Consider the following 19453-nt stretch of genomic DNA (forward strand, 5'->3'; position numbering starts at 1 on the left):
CCGCCGCAGGCAAGCGAACGGCGCCCAGGGGCGCGATCGGGTCAGGGCGTGAAACCGGCCCGAGCGGGCCGGGCCGCAGCAATGGCGTGGCGATGGCGCCGCGCCTGCCGGCGGCCTTCGTGGTCGATCGACGCGATAGATCATTACCGTTGGAAATCAGCATTTCCTGGCGGTGTCCGGTCGATATACAGTGGGATTCGGCAAGAAGATTTGGCGGCGTGATGAACAAGCGACCGCATCACGAGATGCTTTTGGAGAGATGCCCGTTCTTGTCCAGGGTGGGGCGCTTTCCGGCGTCCGTCTCCCCTGATCCAGGGGCTTCGCATGCTGAATATCGATACCGAACTCGACGAGGACCGAAGCATGAAAACCCCGAAGAAACCTGTCGGTCGCCCGATCCGCCTGCAGGCAATTGCCGCTCTGGCGCTCTGCCTGGGCGTGCAGGCTGCCGGCGCGGCCTTCCCCGAGAAGCCAATTCGCCTGATCGTGCCCTTCGGGCCGGGAACCTCCACGGACACCGTGGCCCGCGCCTTTGCGGAGGAACTGTCGAAGACGATCGGTCAAACGGTCATCGTCGACAACAAGGCCGGGGCAGGGGGCACGGTGGGCACCGCACAGGCGGCGGCGGCCAGCGCAGACGGACACACCATCGTTCTCGGCACGGTGGGCACGCACGCCATCAACACCACGCTCTACAAGAAGCTGGCATACAACCCGCAGCGGGACTTCACGCCGCTGGCCTATCTCGGCGCGACCCCGACCCTGCTCGTCGTCCCGGCGAACTCGCCCGTCAGATCGCTCGCCGACCTCAAGGCAGCGGGCGCCAGGAACGCCGGCGTTCTCTTCGCGTCCGCAGGCAACGGGACCTCGGGCCACCTTGCCGGGGAGCTTCTCGGTCTCCGGATGTCGATGCCGGTGACGCATGTGCCCTACAAGGAGGGCGGCCAGGCGCTGACGGAGACGATGGGCGGGCAGACCGCCTTCATGTTCTACCACCCGGCGGCCGTGCTTCCCCACATCAAGTCCGGGAAGCTGCGGGCCCTGGGCGTCTCCAGCCGCTCGCGCATCTCCGCAGCCCCGGACGTGCCCTCGCTGCTGGAGCAAGGCGTCAAGGACTTCGACCTGGTCGCCTGGTTCATGCTCTTCGCGCCGTCGCAGACGCCGGCGCCCGTCGTCGAGCGGCTTCAAGAGGCATCCGCCAGGGCGCTCGCCAACGCCGACCTGAAGGCCCGGCTGCTCGGGCAGGGGGTGGAGTTGCGGCCGATGAGCGTCACGGAGATGAAGGACTTCGTGGCCCAGGAGACGACGAAGTGGGCGGAGGCGGTCAGGCAGTCCGGTGCGCAGCTGGACTAGGTCCGACGCGGCCCCGCGGGGAGCTGCGGCCCGCTGGAGAAAGCGCTCCGAGCGACACGAGCCGAAGGCGCACTCCTGTCGAGCCCGATGACCCGAGCCGCGTTCATGACCGCTCCGCCGGAGCCCCGGGGCCGCGGCGAGCTCGCCGCGCCGACCGTCGAGCGCAGCGACCAGCGAACGGCGATCCGCGACGACAGGTGCGCCGGGTTCGCCCATGCCCCGGATCGCGTCGCCGCCGGCCGCGGCGCCCCCGGTCCGGGGCGCCCGGCAGGACGTCTCACCATCGGGAGGTCCACTTCCGGTCGAGCTCCTCCTTCTCGAAGTGCGCGCACATGAAGTCGATGAAGGTGCGCACCTTCGCCGATAGGTGCTTCCGGCTGGCATAGCCGACGTTGATGGACAGCAGCGGCAGGTCCCAGTCCTCGAGCACCGGCACGAGGCGCCCCGCCACGATGTCCTCGTGAACGACATAGAGGGGCTGGATCAGGATGCCCAGTCCGTTGAGCGCGGCCGCCCGCAGCACCTGCCCGTCGTTCGACTTCAGCACCCCGGCGACGGCCACGGTGCTGCTCTGCCCTTCGCGCGAGAAGCGCAGTTCGTGCGGCGTGGTGGCATGGGTATAGATCAGCAGCTTGTGCCCCTGCAGCGCCTCGGGGCGCGGCGGCGCACCGTGCCGCCGCAGGTAGAGGGGGGCGGCGACGAGGACGCGCCGCGTGCGTGCGAGGCGTCGCATGACGATGTTCGAGTCGGGTTCGAACTCGCGATTGCGCACCGCCAGGTCGATGTGGTTCTCCAGGCTGTCGCCATAGCGGTTGGAGGCCTCGATATGGATCTCGACTTCGGGGAATCGCTCGGTGTAGGCCGGCACCAGCGGGGCGATGTGGTGCATCGCGAAGGACACCGACGCCGAGATCGTCAGCACGCCTGCAGGCACCGAGGCGGCGGCCTGCACCTCGGCCTCGCCGTGGCGAAGCTCCTCCAGTGCCGAGCGCGCCCGCTGCAGGTAGGAGCGGCCGACGTCGGTGAGCTGTGCCCGCCGCGTGTTTCTCATCACCAGGCAGGCCCCGAGCCGGTTCTCGAGCGAGGCCAGGTAGCGGCTCGCGCTGGAGGTCGACAGCTTGAGCCGTTCGGCCGTGCGGCTGATGCTGCCGGTCTCGGCCAGGTGAACCAGCAGTTCGATCTCGGTCCAGCGGTCCATCGCCCCTTCCTTCCTTGCAGGAGACGGGAAAGACTTTCCCGGAAACGCCGCGCATCGTCGCAGGGCGGCTGCCTAAACTTTTTCGCGCGGCCGGAGTGCGGATCGCAGGCTCCGCGTCGCGGCGAGAACCACGACACCACGAGAGGAGACATGCATGTGCAAGCTGTGTGACGAAGCGACGGCGCAGGGCAGGCCCGCGCCCGTTCACCTTCACGCGAACCCCGCCCCGGCGGCAGCCGTCGAGTCCGCGCCCTCCAGTCCGCCGCGGCGCAACTTCCTGCGCGCCTCCGCGGTCGCCGGCGCGTCTGCCGGGCTCACGCTCGCGGCCTGCGGCGGGGGCGAAGCGGTGGCCCATTCCCAAGCGACGCCGCCGCCTGCCGGGGTGGGCGAGCCTGCGCGCCGCACGCTCATCCGCGGCGGCGCCGTCATGTCCATGGACCCCGCGGTGGGCAACTTCGCCACCGGCGACGTGCTGCTCGAAGGCCGCCGCATCGTCGCCGTCGGCGCCAACCTGTCCGCCAGCGGCGCCGCCGTGATCGAGGCGGCCGGCATGGTGGTGATGCCGGGCTTCGTCGACACGCACCACCACCAGTTCGAGACCGCGCTGCGCAGCTTCCTGGCCGACGGCGTGCTGCTGCCCGACGGGCGGCCGGACACGGCCTACAACTACTACGAGACCATCCTGCAGAAGTTCTCGACCGTCTACCGGCCGCAGGACGTGTACATCAACGAGCTGTACGGCTCGCTGTCGCAGATCGACGCCGGCGTGACGACGGTGATGGACGTCAGCCAGATCCACCATTCCCCCGAGCACTCCGACGCGGCCATCGAGGCCTTGCGCGCAGCGGGGCGCCGCGCGGTGTTCGGCTATTTCGAGGGCCAGGGGCCGCGCACGAAGTACCCGCAGGATGCCCGTCGCATCCGCAGCCAGTGGTTCTCGAGCAGCGACCAGCTGCTGAGCATGGTGATGGGTGGGGAGATCTACCTGCCCGGCTACGAAGCCGCATGGGAGATCGGCCGCGAGCTGAACCTGCCGATCGCGCTGCACGTGGTCGGCACCTTCGGCATGCAGCCGACCTTCGACAAGCTGGGGGCGGCGGGCTGGTTCGGTCCCGACAACATCTTCATCCACATGACCGGCATGAGCGAGGCCGGCTGGCGCTACGCCGCCGACGCGGGCGCGCACGTGTCGCTCGCGGTGCCGATCGAGATGCAGATGCGGCACGGCACGCCACCCACCCAGACGGCACTGGACCTGGGCATGCAGCCCTCGCTGTCGACCGACGTCGAATGCACGATGACGGCGGACATGTTCACGCAGATGCGCTCCGTGCTCACGCTGCAGCGCATGTTCGCCAACGAGAAGGCGCTGCGCGGCGAGAGCTACCCCAGGCTGCTGACCTCGCACGACGCGATCCGCTTCGCCACCATCGAGGGGGCGAGGGGCCTCAAGCTCGAGGCCAGGACCGGCTCGCTCACGCCGGGCAAGGAGGCGGACATCATCCTGCTCGACGCCACGGCGCTCAACGTGGCGCCGCTCAACCACGTGCCGGGCGCCGTGGTCACGCTGATGGAGCGCAGCAACGTGTCGACCGTGCTGGTGGCCGGGCAGATCAGGAAGTGGCGGGGCGAACTGCTGGGCTTCGACCTGCCCAAGCTGCGCCGGGAGCTCGAGGCCAGCCGCGACCACCTGTTCGACGCCGCAGGCATCGCCCGCGACCTGTTCCGGGCATGAGGCCCGGCCGCCGGTCCGGGGGGCCGGCCGGCCGGGGCATCGGGGCATGAAGGCGGTGCGGGGGGCGACCATGTGCGCTCCACGGTGCGGCTCGCCGGCCGCGGAAGATGCCGGATCGCGGGTGCCGTGCCGCCGACGCCTCAGAGACAGCTGCAGGCCTGCTCGAAGGACAGCCGCGGCCGGCGGGGATGGGCCGCGGGGCCGCCGGCATAGCCGAGGTTCAGCAGGAAGTCCGCCTCGCAGCGCCCGTCGGGGAAGAATTCCTTGTTGACGCCCGAGGCGTCGAACCCGCTCATCGGCCCGCAGGCCAGCCCGAGCGCGCGCGCCGCCATGATGAAGTAGGCCCCGGTCAGCGTGGTGTTGCGCACCGCGTCGGCGCGGGCGCGTTCCGGCTGGCGCTCGAACTCCTCGCGCACATGGGGCATGTGCCACAGCTCGGGCATGTGCTCGTAGAAGCGGGTGTCGCGCGCCACGATCACCGTCACCGGGGCGGAGCGCACCTTGGCGACGTTGCCGGCGGACAGGTGGGGCAGCAGGCGCTCGCGCCCGGCCTCGGTGCCGATGAAGACGAAGCGGGCCGGCTGGCAGTTCATCGAGGTCGGACCCAGGCTGGCGAGCCGGTAGAGCTCGCGCAGCAGCGACATCGGCAAGGGCCGGGGCTCGAAGGCCGCGTGTGTGCGCGCGGCGAGGAACAGCTGGTCCAGGGCGGCCGCGTCCAGCGGGCCCGCGGCGGACGAGGCGTCGGCGGCAAGGGGCGAAGGGTTCATGGCGGATCGGGGAAGGGTGGGAGGGACGGGCGCCGCGCGGGCAGGGCCGGCGCGGCGTGCATCGCGGCGAGGATCGGCACGAGGCCGACCAGGACGCGCGAATGCGGGCCGCGGCGGCTCGACGTCCTCCAGCGGCCCGCTTCCACATGGATGAGTCTCGTCGGGAGCGGCGCTTCGTTGAGCCGGCGACGCTCCCGGTGAGCCGCAATCAATCGACGCGGATGTTCTTGGACCGGACGATCTGGCTGTAGATCTCGGAGTCGCGCCGCACCAGCTCCGCGATCTCCGCACGGCTCAGCCCGAGCGGTTCGCTGTTCAGCTCCTTGATGCGTCGCTGCACGTCGGGATCCTGGCTCGCGGCGAGCAGGACGGCATGGAGACGATCCACGATCGCAGGAGGCGTGGCCGCCGGTGCCCAGATGCCGTGCCAGGACATCATCGACAGATTGGGCACGGTTTCGGCGAAGGTGGGGACATTGGGCATCGCGGGGTGGCGCTGCGCGCCCGAGTAGGCCAGCGCCTTCACGCGTCCTCCCGAGATCATCGGGTAGGCGGTGGCGACCGGCTCGAGGACGAGGTCGACCTGCCCGCCGATCAATTCGGGCAGGGGCGTGCTGCGATAGGGCACGTGCAGCATCTTGGTCTTGGTCTCGTCCTTCAGCCATTCCATGATGAGATGCGACGGACTGCCGGCCCCGTAGGAGGCATGCGACATCGAGTCCGGTTGCTTCCTCGCCTGGTCCAGCACCTCCGTCAGCGAGCCGGCCTTCAGGTTCGGGTTGGCGATCAGCACCAGGCCCTGCCGCATCGTCGTCGCCACCGGCACCAGATCCTTGCCCGCATCGAAGGGCAGCTTGCTGTAGATGTACGGATTGATCGTGAAGGCGGTGGAGACGTTGTAGAGGACGGTGTAGCCGTCGGGCGACGACTTGGCCACCGCGTCGCCCGCGAGGTTGCCCGCGGAGCCCGGCTTGTTGTCGATGACGACCGGGACGCCCATCTTCTTCGCGGCGTACTCGCCGTAGATCCGGGCAAACACGTCGGGCGGTGTTCCCGCGGCGAATCCGACCACGATCTTGACGGGCTTGGTGGGCCAGGCGGCCTGGGGCGCCTGGGCCTGGGCGTGCGATGGCGCGCCGGCAAGCGTAAAGACCAAGGTGGCGAGCAAACCAATGCCGAGTTTCATGCTGTGTCTCCTGTTCAGCGGTCTATTCATTCCGCACTTCCTGGCGGTGTGGGCGGCTGGGCTGGTATCGCCGGGACGGAACGGGCGAGCGTTCCCCCCGGCAATCGTTTCGATCGATCCCGGTGCAAGCCTTCCGGTTGCGAACCTGAACCCGGAGCACCTCGGGGATCCCGCCTTCGGCGTCGTTCGAGGTGTCCCGGGGAAAGCGGCTCCTCCTGTTCACTCTCCTGTCTTGTGGGCGAAGCCTTCGGGCGCTTCCCCGTCGTAGACCAGTTCGCGCGTGGCCTGGTAGGACAGCGCGAAGCCGGCGGGCTGCTCGGTCTCCTCGTGCAGGTGCGCGATGAGGCCCGCGGTGCGGGCGAGGATGGGCACGCCCTTGAGCGAGGAAATGGGGAAGCCGACCCCCATCAGCACGGCGGGAATCGCCGCCGAGACGTTCATGCGCAGGTCCTTGCCCACGAGGTCGGGAATGAACTGCTCGATGGCCTCGGCGATGCGGACGTAGCGCAGGTCGGCGCCGGCGGAGGTCGCCACCTCGATGAGCCGGCTCACGCGCGGGTCGCGCTCCTTGTGCAGGGGATGGCCGTAGCCGGGGATCGCCCGCCGGGCGGCCTTGTGCTCGCGCACCACCTCCGCCGCCGCCTCCTCGAGCGCGCGGCCCGCGGCGATGCGCTGCTCGACCTCGGCGAAGAGCCGGCCCGCGGATTCGGACGCGCCCAGGATGACCGAGCCGCAGCCAAGGATGCCGGCGGCCACGGCGCCCTGCAGCGCCTCGGGGGCCGCGGCCAGCGTCATGCGGCTGGCCTGCACGCTGGGCACCAGGCCGTGCTCTGCGATCGCGACCAGGGTCGCGTCCAGCACTGCGCGGCAGGCGCTGTCCGGCTCGCGGCCGGTCAGGAGCAGGAAGAAGTAGTCGGTGAAGGAAGTCTTGCCGATGAGGTCCTGGCACAGGTCCCGCCCGCGCACGACGATGGTGTGCTCGTCGGACGTGGAGATGGCGGTGCGCGGGACGGTGTTCTTTCCGATTTTCATGAGGGTCTGCTCCGGGGCGGCCGGCTCACGCGGCCTGGGGTTCGAGTCGGAAGTCGTAGTGGGCCGACCAGTAGGGCCGGTTCATCTCGCGGCCGTCGGGCGCCTTCCCGGCGGGATGCCGCTCGTAGTCGACGATCAGGCTCGGGCGCACGCCGAAGACCGCGTCCGAGTCGAGGTAGGGGCTGCCGGCGACGAAGAGGTGGGTGGTGACGGGCGCGTGCTGCGGCGCCGAGACCTTCATGTGGATGTGGCCCGGCCGGTTGGGGTGCCGTCCCATCGCTGCGAGCATCTGCCCGACCGGGCCGTCGACGGGCACCGGGTAGAAGCTGGGTCGGATCGACCAGAACCAGTAGCGCCCCTCCTCGTCGGTGCGCAGGCGCGCGCGCGCGGCCATGTCGGAGCCCTCGACCTGCATGTCGTAGACGCCTTCGCCGTCGCCCGACCACACATCCAGCAGTGCGCCGGCGACCGGCCGGCCGTGGGTGTCGGTCACGCGGCCGCTGTAGAAGGTCGGCTCGCCCTTCACGCCCTCGGCGATGTCGGCTCCCAGCGGCACCTCGGGCGCCCCCTGCCAGTAGTAGGGGCCCTGCACGGTCGCCTCCGTCGCCTCGGTGACGCTCAGGCTGCCGGTCGAGCCGCGGCTCGCACGCAGCTGGTCGAGCATCACCACCATCATCGAGGCGCCCAGCGTGTCGGACAGCAGGATGAATTCCTGCCGCTTGTCGCTGCAGGCCTGGCCCACCGCCGTGAGGAACTCGATGCCGGCCATCCATTCGTCGGGCTTGAGGTCGACCTCGCGGATGAAGGCGTGGAGGTGGGTGATCAGCGAGCTCATGACCTGAGCGAAGCGCGGGTCGCCGCACTCCGCCAGGCGCTGCAGCGCCGCCTGCGTCAGTTCGTCTTCGTTGGACGGGGTCATGTCGGTGTCTCCTCTCAGGTGTGTTTCGATGGCGCGGGGTCTCAGGCGCCCGCGTTCCCGCGCAGGCGCTGCCGGATCGGATCGACGATCGCGGCGTTGTCGGCGCCGAGCAGGGGCGGGGCGGTGACGGACAGCGAGGGCTGGCCGTCGAAGCTGACGGGGGAGCGGATCGTGCGCCACTCGCCCCCTTCCGGATGCGCGGCGCCGACCGCGAGCTGCAGGTGCCGCACCTGCGGGTCCTCGAGTGCCTCCTGCGTGTCGTACATCGGCGCGTGCGGCACGTCCTGCGCCTCCAGCCGCTCGCACCAGGTCGCGCGGTCGTGGCGCCGGAAGATGGCGCCCAGCACCTCGATCAGGTCTTCCTGGTGCCTGATGCGGCCGTCGCGATCGGCGAAGCGCGGGTCCTGGAACAGGTCGGGCCGCTCGATCGCGACGGCCAGGCCCTGCCAGAACTTCTCCGGCGAGGACATGTGCAGCGCGATCCACTTGCCGTCCGCGCACTCGAGCACATAGGACTGGGAGACGCTGGGGCGGCTGAAGGGCCCCATGACCTCGTTCTCCGAGAAGTAGTGGGTGAAGGCATCGAGGTTGAAGTGGCACATCGCTTCGAGCATCGACACCTCGACGCTGCGCCCGACGCCGGTCGAGCCGCGCTCCACCAGCGCGCCCAGCACGCCGTAGGCGGCGTAGAAGCCGGTCATCGCGTCGGCCAGCGCGGGCCCCACCACGCGCGGGTTCTCGGGGTTGACCAGCAGCTTCAGGAACGCGCTGGCCGCCTGCGCCACGGTGTCGTAGGCGGGGCGCCGCGAGGCCGGCCCGCTCTGCCCGAAGCCGCTGATCGCGCAGTAGACGAGGCGCGGGTTGAGGCTGCGCAGCCGCGCCTCGCCCGCGCCCAGCCGCTCGGCGGCGCCGGGCCGGAAGTTCTGGATGTAGACGTCGGCCTGCTTCACCAGCTCGTCGAAGACCGCCGCGTCCTCCGGCAGCTTCGGGTTGAGGGTGATGCTGCGCTTGTTGCGGTTGTAGGTCTGGAAGTGCGGGCTGTAGAGGCCGCCGCGGAAGGCGCGGAAGGGGTCGCCGGCACCGGGCTGCTCGATCTTGATGACCTCGGCCCCGAGATCGGCGAGGAACATGCCCGCCGCCGGCCCCGTGATGAAGGTGCCTTGCTCGAGCACCTTGATGCCGCGAAGGACTTGATTCACTGTTCGGACTCCTTGGATGGGAACGTGGGCCCCGGCCCGGCGCATGCCGTCGGGGGCCTGCAGAACGCAGCGGGAGGGCGGTCGGGGCCGGCGTGCGAAGCGGCACGGGAGGGGTCGTCTCCATGCGCCTCGTGCTTCGCCGCCCGCTTGTCCGCCGGGTGCTCCGCTGTGGTTGGAAACGACTGTATCGACGCGAATGGATGCCGGGAAATGATTAATTTCGCCGGTTATGATCTATGCGATCGATCGATTTAGGGTTTCCATGGAACTGCGGCACTTGCGCTACTTCATTGCCCTGGCCGGCACGCTGAACTTCACGCGGGCCGCCGAGCGTGTCCACGTGAGCCAGTCCACGCTGTCGCACCAGATCAAGCAGCTCGAGGACGAGCTCGGCGTTCGCTTGTTCGACCGCATCGGCAAGCGCGTGGTGCTGACCGAGTCCGGCGACGAGTTCCTGGAGTACGCCCGGCGGGCGCTGCGCGAGATCGACCAGGGGCTGGGGGCGCTGAAGCAGCTGGTGCCGAATGCCTCGGGCGAGTTGCGCATCGGGGCGACCCACTCCTTCAACCTCGGCTTCATCCCCGACTGCATCGCCACCTTCCACCAGCGGCACCCGGACGTGAAGGTGGTGGTCGAGGAGCTCGCCGCCGACCTCATCGCCGCCCGGCTGCAGGACAGCTCGCTCGATCTCGGCATCGCCTACCGGCCGGCAACGTCCGAGAGCCTGCAGTTCGAGCCGCTCTACAACGAGGAGATGGTGCTGGTCGTGAGGCAGGACCATCCGCTCGCGCGCCGCAAGCGGGTGCGCATGGTGGAGCTGCACCGCCTGCCGCTGGTGCTGCTGCCGCCGTCTTTCGCGACGCGCCAGCTGCTGGACGAGTGCTTCAGGGCCTGCGGTGCCGAGCCGCTCGTCGTCGCGGAGATGAACACCCTGGGTCCGATGATGAGCCTGGTGGCGAAGACCGGCCTGGCCTGCATCGTGACGCCCAACGCGATGCCGGCGAACTCGGGGCTCAAGCTGCTGCGGCTCGAGAGCCCGACGCCGGTGCGCACCCCCGGCATGCTGTGGGCGGCCGGAGCCACGAAGTCCGCCGCAACCCGCGCTTTCTCGACCATCGTTCGCAAGCTGGCGTTCCGCACCAGCCTGCTCGATGCGGCACCCGCGGGCTGAGGACGCGAGCGAGCGGCGCTCGGGCTGTCGGCGCGCCCGCCGCGTCCGTCCGGGGAGGCGCCCTCCATAATGCAGCCGCCCTTCACAACCGCTCCTGTCCGCCTCCGATGTCGCAACAGACCGCCACCCTGATCCGGCTGCGAGAGATGATTCTTCGCGGCGAGCTCGCGCCGGGGGAGCGGGTGACCGAGGCGAGCCTGGCCGCCCGCCTGGGCATCTCGAGGACGCCCGTGCGCAACGCGCTGCCGGCGCTGGCGCAGGAGGGGCTGCTCGTGCGGGCAGGACAGCGGGGCTTCGCGGTCAAGGAGTTCGACTCGCGCGAGAGCCTCGAGGCATTGCGCTTGCGGGCCGTGCTGGAAGGGGTGGCCGCGCGTGCGCTGGCGGAACGGGGCGCATCCCCCGATCTGCTCGAACAGCTCGGGAACTGTCTCCGGGAAGGGGATCAGATCTTCATGTCCCGCTCCATCGATGAGCTCGCAGAGGCGCGCTACGGCGAGATGAACTCGAGGTTCCACGGGCTCATCCTCCACGGTGCGCAGAGGCCTCTCCTGGCCGACCTCGTGGCACGCTGCAACGTCGTGGCCTTCACCAGTCCGAAGGGCGTCGCCTTCTCGGAGGCCAGCAAACGGTCCGCGTTCGACCTCCTCTTCTATGCCCACCAGCAGCACCATGCGATCGTGGACGCGATCGCCGCGCGCCAGGGCGACCGTGCCGAGTTCCTGTTCCGGGAACACGCGATCACCCAGGAGCAGAGCATGAGCATGGATCTCGCGGCGAAGCAGGGCTGACCGAGCGGCAGCGACGGGGCGGGGCACGACCACGAGGCGCGAAGCGTCGAGCGGGCGACGGGCCCAATGCCCGCCTCGCAGAGCGGCCGTACCGCAAGCCCCGGGACGGCGGGGCGCGAGGGCCGACAATCGGTGCCGACGCCTTCCCTGAAAGCAGCATGCGCAGAGCAACGATGTTCGCCGGCGGCACCGCCTCGCTGGCGCTGGCCGCGGCCCTCGTCACCGGGGGCTGCACGAGCACCAATCCGTACTTCGACCCGTCCAGGCCCCACCACACGCCGCAGGGCTTCGTCAACAACTACCCGCCCGACCCGGCCTACAAGCGGCCGGAGCAGGGCTTCCTGGCGGCCTGGGCGGCACGCCTGCGCAACTGGACGAGGGACGCCTCGGCGCGGGCACCGCTGCGGCCGCTGCAGCCGGTGCCGCCGGACCTCGGCTTCATCCACGCGAACCGGGACGAGCCCTCGGTCACCTGGATCGGCCACGCGACGCTGCTGATCCAGACCGGCTCGGGCCTGAACATCCTGACCGACCCGGTGTTCGAGGACCGGGCCTCGCCGGTGCCCTTCGCGGGGCCGAAGCGCCACCAGCGCCCGGGGCTTGCGCTCGACGAGCTGCCGCACATCGACGCGGTGCTGCTGAGCCACGCGCACTACGACCATCTGTCGCTCGCGTCGATGCGCGCCCTCTACCGGCAGAAGGGCGGGGCGCCGAGGATCTTCGCCCCGCTCGGCGTCGATCGCTGGCTGCTGCGCCATGTCACGGATGGCGACGCCAGCCGCATCACGCGCATGGACTGGTGGGAGCAGGCCCGCATCGGCGACCTCGAGGTCCACCTGCTGCCGGTGCAGCACTGGTCGGCGCGCACGCCGTGGGACCGCAACGAGATGCTGTGGGGCGCGTTCGCGCTGGTGCGCGACGGCTTCTCGTTCTTCTACTCGGGCGACCTCGGCTACTCGAAGGACATCGCCGATATCGCCGCGCGCTTCAAGCGCTTCGACCTGGCCGCGATCGGGGTCGGAGCCTACGAGCCCGTGTGGTACCGCAACTCCCACGTGAGTCCCGCGGAGGCGGTGCGCATCCACCGGGAACTCGGCGTCGGGCGCAGCATCGGCATCCACTGGGGCACCTTCCCGATGGGCGAGGAGCGGCTGGACCAGCCGGTCGACGACCTCGCTGCCGCGCGCAAGGCGCAGGACGTCGACGACGCGGACTTCGTCCTGCTGCGGCACGGCGAGACCCTGCGGCCGGTGCTGCGACCGGCACCGCGGCGCGAGGCCTCCTCGCGCCGAACGCAAACCGACGGAGCAAAGCCATGAACAAACGCATTCCCCACCTCGGCCTTCTGGGCGCGCTGGCCGTCGCCGTGACGCTGGCCGGCTGCGCGACCCCCCGCATGGGCAGCGTCATCCCGCGCGAGGGCGGCCAGTACCAGGTGATCTCGATCGGCGAGAGCGAGAAGGCCGCCCTCGAGTCGGCGCTCTACAGCGCCGAGAGCACCTGCAAGGGCCGCGCGATGCGGCACGTCGTGATCGACCACCGCACCGAGTACCGCGGCCTCGGCACCGAGACCGCGGCGCAGACCATCGAGAAGGTCGGGCGCATCATCCTCGGCACCACCGGGCAGCGCGCGCCCCAGATCGCGGGCGAGGACGACTACCGGGTGACGATGCAGTTCCGCTGCGAGGACGCGCGCCGCTGAACCGGGCGGGCGGCGGCGCCCGGCCCCTGGACCGCAGCTTGCTTGGGGCTCGGGAAGGCCGCCGTGCCGGTCACCGCGCACCTGCACCGGCTTCCCCGCAGCTTCCCAGGAAACAGACCGTCATGCCCGAATCGCAAATCGCCCGCGCCGTGCGCCTGGAGTTCGCCGCCGGCTCGCTCGTGAGGACCAACCTCTCCGGTGCCGCCTTCTGCGGCGACTGGCTCTGGGTGGTGGGCGACGAGGCGAGCGGGATCGACCGGCTGCGCCGGCTCGAGCCGCTGGGTCGGGAGGCGCTGCGCTTCGGCGAGGTGCGCGACTTCCCGCTCTCCGCCCTGCTCGAGCTGCCGGGCGAGGCCGATGAGGAGGCGGACCTGGAGGGGATGGCGGTCGCCGACGGCTACCTGTGGGTGGCGGGCTCGCACGGCCTCAAGCGCAAGAACGTCAAGCCCAGGCGCAGCGATGAAGAGAACGCCCGGCGCCTGGCGAAGCTGTCGCTCGACGCCAACCGCCTGCTGCTGGCCTGCCTGCCGATCGAGGCGGACGCAGACGGCGTCCCCTGCCTGGTGCGCAAGGCCGGCGACGGCCGGCGCGCGCTGGCGCTCAAGGGCGACGCGCGCTCGAACCAGCTCACCGAGGCGCTCGCCGACGATCCCCATTTCGGTCCCTTCCTCGCCATCCCGGGCAAGGACAACGGCTTCGACATCGAGGGGCTCGCGGTGGCCGACGGCCGGCTGCTGCTCGGGCTGCGCGGCCCGGTGCTGCGCGGCTGGTCGGCGCTGCTGGAGATCGCCGTGGAAGCCAGGGGCCGGCACCTGCAGATGGTGCCGCTGGACGGGCAGGGCACGCTGATCCGCAAGCACTTCCTCCAGCTCGAGGGCCTGGGCATCCGGGACCTGCACTTCTCCGGCGACGACCTGCACATCCTGGCGGGTCCCACGATGGTCCTCGACGGCGACATCCGCGTGTTCCGCTGGCCCGCGGCCCGCCCGGCGCTGGCGGCCAACCGTGAGCCGGTCACGTTCCAGGCGGCGCTGACGGAGTCGATCGCCCTGCCGCACGGACACGGCACCGACCGGGCCGAGGCGATCTGCGAGCTGCCCCCGCAGCTCGCGGGAACGCAGCCGGCGTGGCTGGTCCTGTACGACGCGCCCGGGCCCGACCGCCGGCAGGGCGAGCATGCCGTGTTCGGCGATCTCCTGCGCCGCATCTGAGGCTTTTCCGGCCGCTGTCCGGAAGCGACCCGAGGGTCGGGGGGAGGCCTGCGGGGGCCATCGAGGCGCGGGGGCGCGGCATCCGCCGTCCCGGCCTAAGGTGCTTCGCATGTGGCGTACCCCGCGAGCTTCGGCCGTCTTGTTGCTCGGCATCGCAGCGTCCCTGCCCGGGATCGCGCGGGTCCTCGTGTTCCGCGCGGCGCGGCTCCGCGGCCTTGCCACGAGCGCTGCGCTGGGGGCCGCCTCTTCCACGGGCGCTCCCGCACGACACTTCGTGCCCGGCATCTCCCGCTTCACCTTCCATGCCGGTGCGCTGCAGCGCCTGCCCGGGACCTCCCGGTCCTGACGACAGGGCTTCCCGGCCGGGCTCGCATGCACGAGATCGACACCGCCGAGGCCCCGCCGACGACCCGCCGCCCTTGCCGGCCTGCCCGCCCGCCGGGCACCGATTCCCCGCGGGGCCGCATCCCGCGCCGGCTGCCCGCGCTCCCATCCGTTCGGTGCGCCGATTCCCGAACAGTCCGAGGAAGTACCAGGAGACCCCGATGACCGAGGCCGAACTCCAGAGCCCGCCCTTCTCGATGCCACGGCCGGCAAGCGCCGGCACCCCGACAAGCCCCCCCGCGAGGCCGGCGTCCGCCGCGGTCGCGCCCGCCCCCGCCGACGAACCGTTCCCCGAGATGACGACGCGCCGGCTGCGGCTGCGGGAGATCACGCAGGACGATGCGGCGGACATCCTCGCGATCCACGGCGACGCGACGGTGATGCGCTGGTTCGGCAGCAACGTGCTGCCCGACCTCGGCGCGGCCCGCCGGCTCGTCTCGTTCTTCGCGAACTGCCGGCGCGCGGCCACCGGGACGCGCTGGGGCATCGAGCGCAAGGAGGACGGGCGGCTGCTCGGGACCTGCGGCTTCTACTCCTGGGACCGGAACTACCGCCGCTGCAATCTCGGCTACGAGCTCGGCACCTTCGCATGGCGCAAGGGCTACATGCAGGAGGCCCTCGCGGCGGTGCTGCCCTGGGGCTACTCCCGGATGCAGCTGCACCGCATCGAGGCCCACATCCATCCCGCCAACACCGCCTCGATCGAGCTCGCCAGGGGCTTCGGGTTCGTGCAGGAGGGCCTGATGCGCGAGCTCGAGTTCTGGGACGGCCGGCCGCAGGACATGCTGCTCTTCGCGCTGCTGCAGCGGGACATGAAATGGCCCGAGCGCAAGGAGAGCAGCATCCTGAACTACCGCTGGCTGCAGCGGACCGCCTACCGCATCGAGAGCATGCTGCTGAGCGGCAAGTAGCCGCTCGACTGCCGGCACGGCCGCCGCTCCTGCTTCCCGGAGGGGCGCGGCGGAGCCCGTCGGCGTGACAAAGTCGTGCCGCGAGCGAGGCCGGGCCTCAAGTTCCGGCCGGACATGCCGAAGTTGGGCGACACGGCGACTTCAAGAGACCGCTCGGCGCTTTCTCCTTTCATGCTCAAGCGAATCCCCATCGCACAGCTCCGCCCCGGCATGCACGTGCACGAGCTGTGCAGTTCCTGGCTCGACCATCCCTTCTGGCGGTCGAGCTTTCGCGTGGACGACGCCACCGACCTCAGGCGCCTCGCCGAGAGCGGCGTGAGCGAGTGCTGGATCGACACGGACAGGGGCCTGGACGTCGCGTCGGCACCCGACACGGCGAGCAGCGAAGGCGCCCTGCTGGAGGCGGCGGCCGCGGCACCCGCGGTGCAGGGCGCGTCCCGGCCCGCGCGCGCCACGCTGGACGAGGAGCTGCACCGGGCCGCGCTCCTGTGCCAGAAGGGCCGGCAGGCGGTGGTGTCGCTGTTCGGCGAGGTGCGCCTCGGCCAGGCAGTGGACCCGGAGCGCTGCCTGCCGCTGGTCGACGACATCACGCAGTCGGTGCTCCGCAACCCGGGGGCCCTGGTCAGCCTTGCACGCCTGAAATCCACCGACGACTACACCTACATGCACTCGGTGGCGGTCTGCGCGCTGATGGTGGCGCTGGCGCGGCAGCTGGGGCTGGACGAGGAGCAGATGCGCCTGGCCGGCATGGCCGGCCTGTTCCACGACATCGGCAAGGCCGTGATGCCGCAGGACATCCTGAACAAGCCGGGCTCGCTCAGCGAGCAGGAGTTCGCGATCATCAAGAGCCATCCGCTGCGCGGGCACGAGCTGCTGAGCGAGGCGCGCATGCCGCACGAGGTCGTGCTCGACGTCTGCCTGCACCACCACGAGAAGCTCGACGGCAGCGGCTACCCGCACCGCCTCGAGGGCGCTGAGATCTCGCTGTTCGCGAAGATGGGCGCCGTCTGCGACGTCTACGACGCCATCACCTCCGACCGGCCCTACAAGGCGGGCTGGGATCCGGGCGAGGCGATCAAGCGGATGGCGGAGTGGACCCGCAGCAGGAGCCAGTTCGACAACGGCGTGTTCCAGGCCTTCGTGAAGAGCATCGGCATCTACCCGACCGGCTCCCTGGTGCGGCTGAAGTCGGGCCGGCTCGGCGTAGTGCTCGAGCAGCACGAGAAGTCGCTGCTCACGCCGACCGTCAAGGTGTTCTTCTCGATCAAGTCGAAGATGCGCATCCTGCCCGAGGTGATCGAGCTCGGCTCCCCGTCCTGCCAGGACCGCATCGTCGCGCGCGAGAGCGCCGGGCGGTGGGGGCTGGGCAACGTGGACGAGCTGTGGGCGGGGCCTGCGGCGCTGCGTCGCGGCTGAGCGGCCGGGCCGGCTCGCGGCCTTGCCGGGCGCGGCCGGCGTTCAGGCAGGCTCGCTGTCCTCGGTGAGCCAGCAGGCGCGGCGCTTCAGGCACATCTGCTCGACCGCCTCCTTGGCGCAGAGGAAGCGCCGCTGCAGCTTCTGCAGCAGCGGCTGCGGCCCGTCGCGCCGGGCCGTGGTGTCGGCACTTTCGAGGGGGCGGGCGAGATCGCGCACGTCGAAGACGACCAGCGAGCCCGGCAGTTCGAGCGCCTGCAGGAAGCGCGACTGCGAGCCGTCGTCGTCCCCGCGCTGGCGCACCGGGTGCAGCAGCAGCGCCGAGCCGTCCGGCCACGACACCTCGTGCTGCGCGGGAAGGACCTCGAAGGGGCCGCGCTGGTGCGGCACGGGCAGCGAGGGGGTGGGATGCGGGGCGGCAGGCATGTCGGTCCTCCGGTATCACTCGAATGAGTGGAATTGATCGATATGGGAGGGGTTAGGCAAACGGGGTGCCGCCTGCAGACCGGCGGGCGCGGCCATCCGCTCAAGAGGAGGGGATGTCCGCCCGCCCGGCGTTCACGGCCTCAGCAGTGTCGAGCCCGTCGCCGCGCGCGACTCGAGCCAACGGTGCGCGTCGGCCGCGCAGCCCAGGGGGAACTCGCGCGCCGGGCCGGGCCGCAGCCAGCCGGCCGACAGCGCCCCGAACAGCGCGGCGCTCATCGCCTCCAGCTCGCCGCGCTCGGCGACGTAGTGGACGATGGCGGGGCGCGAGACGGTGCCGGAGCGGGCGCCGAGCCGCGAGATGTCCAGGGGCTCCACCGGGCCCGACGCCTGGCCGTAGTTCACCAGGTGGCCGCGCGGCGCCAGGCAGTCCAGCGAGCCGGAGAAGGTGTCCCGCCCGACCGCGTCGTAGGCCACGTCCACGCCCCGCCCGCGGGTGATCTCGCGCACCCGGGCGACGAAGTCCTCCTGCCGGTACAGGATGACGTGCTCGCAGCCCGCCTCCCGCGCGACGCGCGCCTTGTCCTCGCTGCCCACCGTGCCGATCACGGTGGCGCCGATCCGGCGGGCCCACTGGCTCAGCAGTTGGCCGACGCCGCCCGCGGCCGCGTGGACCAGGACGGTCTGCCCGGCCTGCAGCCGGTGGACTCGGTCGACCAGCATCTGCACCGTGAGCCCCTTGAGGAATGTCGCCGCCACGACCCGGTCGTCGAGCCCGTCGGGCACGCGCACCGCCAACTCCGCCGGCAGCAGGCGGTGCGTGGCGTAGCCGCCGTAGCGCAGCGTCAGGCAGGCCACCCGGTCGCCCGGCGCGAAGCCCGTGACGCCCGGGCCGGCCTCCTCGACCACGCCGACGCCCTCGATGCCGGGAATGCCGGGCAGCGCCAGCGTGCGGTACAGGCCCTGGCGGACATAGACGTCGTGGAAGTTGACGCCGATTGCGGTCTGCCGGAGGCGCAACTCGCCGGGGCCGGGCGCGCCGACCTCGACCGGCTCCGGGAGCAGCACTTCCGGCCCGCCGTGGGCGCGGATCACGATGGCTTCTGACATGGGTGTCCTTTCGGACCGAAGGCAGCCGGCGCGGCTGCCCCCGGTCATCCTTCGGGGGAAAAAGGGATCGTCGCTCCGATCCCCGGTTGCGGGGGCAGGGGGGTGGCCGGGAATCGCTTATCGTGACCCGTGCAGGGCGTATTGCGGCCTGCGCCGGCGATGCCGGCGCACGGTCCCGCTCGAATCCGACGGCCGGCCCGCCTTGTCCGCCCCAGGCCGTTTTTTTGGCGGGGCGCCCGGTATTCTGCGACGACCCCCCTCCTGAAGGAGCGTCCCGATGCGCAAGTCGATCCTGGTACTGCTGCTGGCCACCTCGGGCCTGGCGCTCACGTCCTGTGCCGGCACCTCTCCGGGCAGCGGCGGCGGCAATCCGATGGGTTTCTTCGTCACCAGCCAGGGCGGGCCGCGCGGCGCCGATTTCGGCGGCCTGGAAGGCGCCGACCGGCACTGCCAGTCGCTCGCGGCGGCGGCCGGCGCCGGGCACCGGAGCTGGCGCGCCTACCTGAGCGCCTCGCCCCGGGCGGGAGGGGCGGTCCACGCGCGCGACCGCATCGGCAAGGGGCCGTGGCGCAACGCCCGGGGCGAAGTCATCGCGCAGGACGTCGACGAGCTCCACGGCAACAACCGGATCGACAAGCAGACGGCGCTGACCGAGCGCGGCGAGCCCGTCAAGGGCCGCGGCGACCAGCCCAACGAGCACGACATCCTGACCGGCTCCACGCCCGACGGCCGGCTTGCCGAGGGCGCGACCTGCAACGACTGGACCTCCAGCGGCGAAGGACGGGCGATGGTCGGGCACCACGACCGAGTCGGCCTGGGCGAGACCGCCGCGGCGAAGTCCTGGAACTCCTCGCACCCGACCCGCGGCTGCGGCGCGGAGGCGCTCAAGGCGACCGGCGGTGCCGGCTACCTCTACTGCTTCGCGGCGGACTGAGCGGCGGGCGAGCAGGG

18 protein-coding genes are annotated in these 19453 nt (G+C 71.1%); 10 read left to right on the forward strand and 8 right to left on the reverse strand.

The genetic code is table 11. The features are described 5' to 3' along the window. The first annotated feature begins 324 nt into the window (after positions 1-324). Entirely contained in the window at positions 325-1353 is a 1029-nt protein-coding gene (locus tag D3A59_RS12475) for a Bug family tripartite tricarboxylate transporter substrate binding protein (protein ID WP_240636043.1), read from the forward strand. A gap of 277 nt (positions 1354-1630) precedes the next feature. On the opposite strand, the gene D3A59_RS12480 is transcribed toward D3A59_RS12475, so the two are convergent. Next, positions 1631-2551, reverse strand: coding sequence for a LysR family transcriptional regulator (locus D3A59_RS12480; protein WP_119155261.1), 921 nt, complete (start codon positions 2549-2551; stop codon positions 1631-1633). 154 nt (positions 2552-2705) lie between these two features. Here D3A59_RS12480 and D3A59_RS12485 point away from each other — a divergent pair, with 154 nt between their 5' ends. After that, positions 2706-4286, forward strand: a complete 1581-nt coding sequence (locus D3A59_RS12485; protein ID WP_205665187.1) for an amidohydrolase family protein — start codon at positions 2706-2708, stop codon at positions 4284-4286. 140 nt (positions 4287-4426) lie between these two features. On the opposite strand, the gene D3A59_RS12490 is transcribed toward D3A59_RS12485, so the two are convergent. From D3A59_RS12490 to D3A59_RS12510, 5 genes are all read right to left on the reverse strand, one after another. Then, positions 4427-5053, reverse strand: a complete 627-nt coding sequence (locus tag D3A59_RS12490; RefSeq protein WP_119155262.1) for a malonic semialdehyde reductase — start codon at positions 5051-5053, stop codon at positions 4427-4429. A 208-nt stretch (positions 5054-5261) separates the two neighbouring features. Further along, positions 5262-6239: a Bug family tripartite tricarboxylate transporter substrate binding protein gene (locus D3A59_RS12495; RefSeq protein WP_119155263.1), complete on the reverse strand. Its 978-nt coding sequence runs from the start codon at positions 6237-6239 to the stop codon at positions 5262-5264. Positions 6240-6458: 219 nt separating this feature from the next. Beyond that, positions 6459-7271, reverse strand: coding sequence for a citryl-CoA lyase (locus D3A59_RS12500; RefSeq protein ID WP_119155264.1), 813 nt, complete (start codon positions 7269-7271; stop codon positions 6459-6461). Positions 7272-7296: 25 nt separating this feature from the next. Beyond that, positions 7297-8190, reverse strand: coding sequence for a dioxygenase family protein (locus tag D3A59_RS12505; RefSeq protein ID WP_119155265.1), 894 nt, complete (start codon positions 8188-8190; stop codon positions 7297-7299). Between the two features lie 41 nt (positions 8191-8231). Further along, positions 8232-9389, reverse strand: coding sequence for a CaiB/BaiF CoA transferase family protein (locus D3A59_RS12510; RefSeq protein ID WP_119155266.1), 1158 nt, complete (start codon positions 9387-9389; stop codon positions 8232-8234). A 262-nt stretch (positions 9390-9651) separates the two neighbouring features. Here D3A59_RS12510 and cynR point away from each other — a divergent pair, with 262 nt between their 5' ends. The 7 genes from cynR (at position 9652) to D3A59_RS12550 (ending at position 16972) form a co-directional block, all read left to right on the forward strand. After that, the gene (cynR, locus tag D3A59_RS12515; RefSeq protein WP_119155267.1) at positions 9652-10560 is read left to right on the forward strand and encodes a transcriptional regulator CynR; all 909 of its coding nucleotides are present in this window, start codon (positions 9652-9654) and stop codon (positions 10558-10560) included. Positions 10561-10667: 107 nt separating this feature from the next. Continuing rightward, entirely contained in the window at positions 10668-11348 is a 681-nt protein-coding gene (locus D3A59_RS12520; protein ID WP_119155268.1) for a GntR family transcriptional regulator, read from the forward strand. A 158-nt stretch (positions 11349-11506) separates the two neighbouring features. Continuing rightward, the gene (locus D3A59_RS12525) at positions 11507-12667 is read left to right on the forward strand and encodes an MBL fold metallo-hydrolase (protein ID WP_240636044.1); all 1161 of its coding nucleotides are present in this window, start codon (positions 11507-11509) and stop codon (positions 12665-12667) included. Further along, positions 12664-13050 (forward strand): hypothetical protein, encoded by a 387-nt coding sequence (locus D3A59_RS12530; protein ID WP_119155270.1) that lies wholly within the window; start codon positions 12664-12666, stop codon positions 13048-13050. The genes D3A59_RS12525 and D3A59_RS12530 overlap by 4 nt, the downstream gene beginning before the upstream one ends. A gap of 122 nt (positions 13051-13172) precedes the next feature. Then, the gene (locus D3A59_RS12535; protein ID WP_119155271.1) at positions 13173-14261 is read left to right on the forward strand and encodes a DUF3616 domain-containing protein; all 1089 of its coding nucleotides are present in this window, start codon (positions 13173-13175) and stop codon (positions 14259-14261) included. Positions 14262-14806: 545 nt separating this feature from the next. Beyond that, positions 14807-15556 carry a GNAT family N-acetyltransferase gene (locus D3A59_RS12545; RefSeq protein ID WP_240636045.1) on the forward strand — a complete coding sequence of 250 codons (750 nt, stop codon included), beginning with the start codon at positions 14807-14809 and terminating at the stop codon, positions 15554-15556. Positions 15557-15727: 171 nt separating this feature from the next. After that, positions 15728-16972 (forward strand): cyclic di-GMP phosphodiesterase, encoded by a 1245-nt coding sequence (locus D3A59_RS12550; protein ID WP_119155273.1) that lies wholly within the window; start codon positions 15728-15730, stop codon positions 16970-16972. Positions 16973-17014: 42 nt separating this feature from the next. Here D3A59_RS12550 and D3A59_RS12555 read toward each other — a convergent pair whose 3' ends face one another. Both D3A59_RS12555 and D3A59_RS12560 read right to left on the reverse strand, forming a co-directional pair. After that, a complete protein-coding gene (locus D3A59_RS12555) occupies positions 17015-17395 on the reverse strand; it encodes a hypothetical protein (RefSeq protein WP_119155274.1) in 381 nt (126 codons plus the stop codon). Positions 17396-17527: 132 nt separating this feature from the next. Next, entirely contained in the window at positions 17528-18502 is a 975-nt protein-coding gene (locus D3A59_RS12560; protein WP_119155275.1) for a quinone oxidoreductase family protein, read from the reverse strand. Positions 18503-18779: 277 nt separating this feature from the next. Between D3A59_RS12560 and D3A59_RS12565 the strand changes: the two genes are divergently transcribed. Continuing rightward, positions 18780-19436, forward strand: a complete 657-nt coding sequence (locus D3A59_RS12565; RefSeq protein ID WP_119155276.1) for a hypothetical protein — start codon at positions 18780-18782, stop codon at positions 19434-19436. Positions 19437-19453: the final 17 nt, after the last annotated feature.

It is taken from the genome of Caldimonas tepidiphila, assembly GCF_003569765.1.
Taxonomy (GTDB): Bacteria; Pseudomonadota; Gammaproteobacteria; order Burkholderiales; family Burkholderiaceae_C; genus Caldimonas; species Caldimonas tepidiphila.

Bases quoted from the DNA above. Each gene is read 5' to 3' on its own strand.
- D3A59_RS12525 (WP_240636044.1), top strand. From the start codon at position 11,507: ATGCGCAGAGCAACGATGTTCGCCGGCGGCACCGCCTCGCTGGCGCTG.
- D3A59_RS12475 (WP_240636043.1), top strand. From the start codon at position 325: ATGCTGAATATCGATACCGAACTCGACGAGGACCGAAGCATGAAAACC.
- D3A59_RS12505 (WP_119155265.1), bottom strand. From the start codon at position 8,190: ATGACCCCGTCCAACGAAGACGAACTGACGCAGGCGGCGCTGCAGCGC.
- D3A59_RS12535 (WP_119155271.1), top strand. From the start codon at position 13,173: ATGCCCGAATCGCAAATCGCCCGCGCCGTGCGCCTGGAGTTCGCCGCC.
- D3A59_RS12490 (WP_119155262.1), bottom strand. From the start codon at position 5,053: ATGAACCCTTCGCCCCTTGCCGCCGACGCCTCGTCCGCCGCGGGCCCG.
- D3A59_RS12480 (WP_119155261.1), bottom strand. From the start codon at position 2,551: ATGGACCGCTGGACCGAGATCGAACTGCTGGTTCACCTGGCCGAGACC.
- D3A59_RS12565 (WP_119155276.1), top strand. From the start codon at position 18,780: ATGCGCAAGTCGATCCTGGTACTGCTGCTGGCCACCTCGGGCCTGGCG.
- D3A59_RS12545 (WP_240636045.1), top strand. From the start codon at position 14,807: ATGACCGAGGCCGAACTCCAGAGCCCGCCCTTCTCGATGCCACGGCCG.
- D3A59_RS12560 (WP_119155275.1), bottom strand. From the start codon at position 18,502: ATGTCAGAAGCCATCGTGATCCGCGCCCACGGCGGGCCGGAAGTGCTG.
- D3A59_RS12555 (WP_119155274.1), bottom strand. From the start codon at position 17,395: ATGCCTGCCGCCCCGCATCCCACCCCCTCGCTGCCCGTGCCGCACCAG.
- D3A59_RS12550 (WP_119155273.1), top strand. From the start codon at position 15,728: ATGCTCAAGCGAATCCCCATCGCACAGCTCCGCCCCGGCATGCACGTG.
- D3A59_RS12500 (WP_119155264.1), bottom strand. From the start codon at position 7,271: ATGAAAATCGGAAAGAACACCGTCCCGCGCACCGCCATCTCCACGTCC.
- D3A59_RS12530 (WP_119155270.1), top strand. From the start codon at position 12,664: ATGAACAAACGCATTCCCCACCTCGGCCTTCTGGGCGCGCTGGCCGTC.
- D3A59_RS12485 (WP_205665187.1), top strand. From the start codon at position 2,706: ATGTGCAAGCTGTGTGACGAAGCGACGGCGCAGGGCAGGCCCGCGCCC.
- D3A59_RS12495 (WP_119155263.1), bottom strand. From the start codon at position 6,239: ATGAAACTCGGCATTGGTTTGCTCGCCACCTTGGTCTTTACGCTTGCC.
- cynR (WP_119155267.1), top strand. From the start codon at position 9,652: ATGGAACTGCGGCACTTGCGCTACTTCATTGCCCTGGCCGGCACGCTG.
- D3A59_RS12520 (WP_119155268.1), top strand. From the start codon at position 10,668: ATGTCGCAACAGACCGCCACCCTGATCCGGCTGCGAGAGATGATTCTT.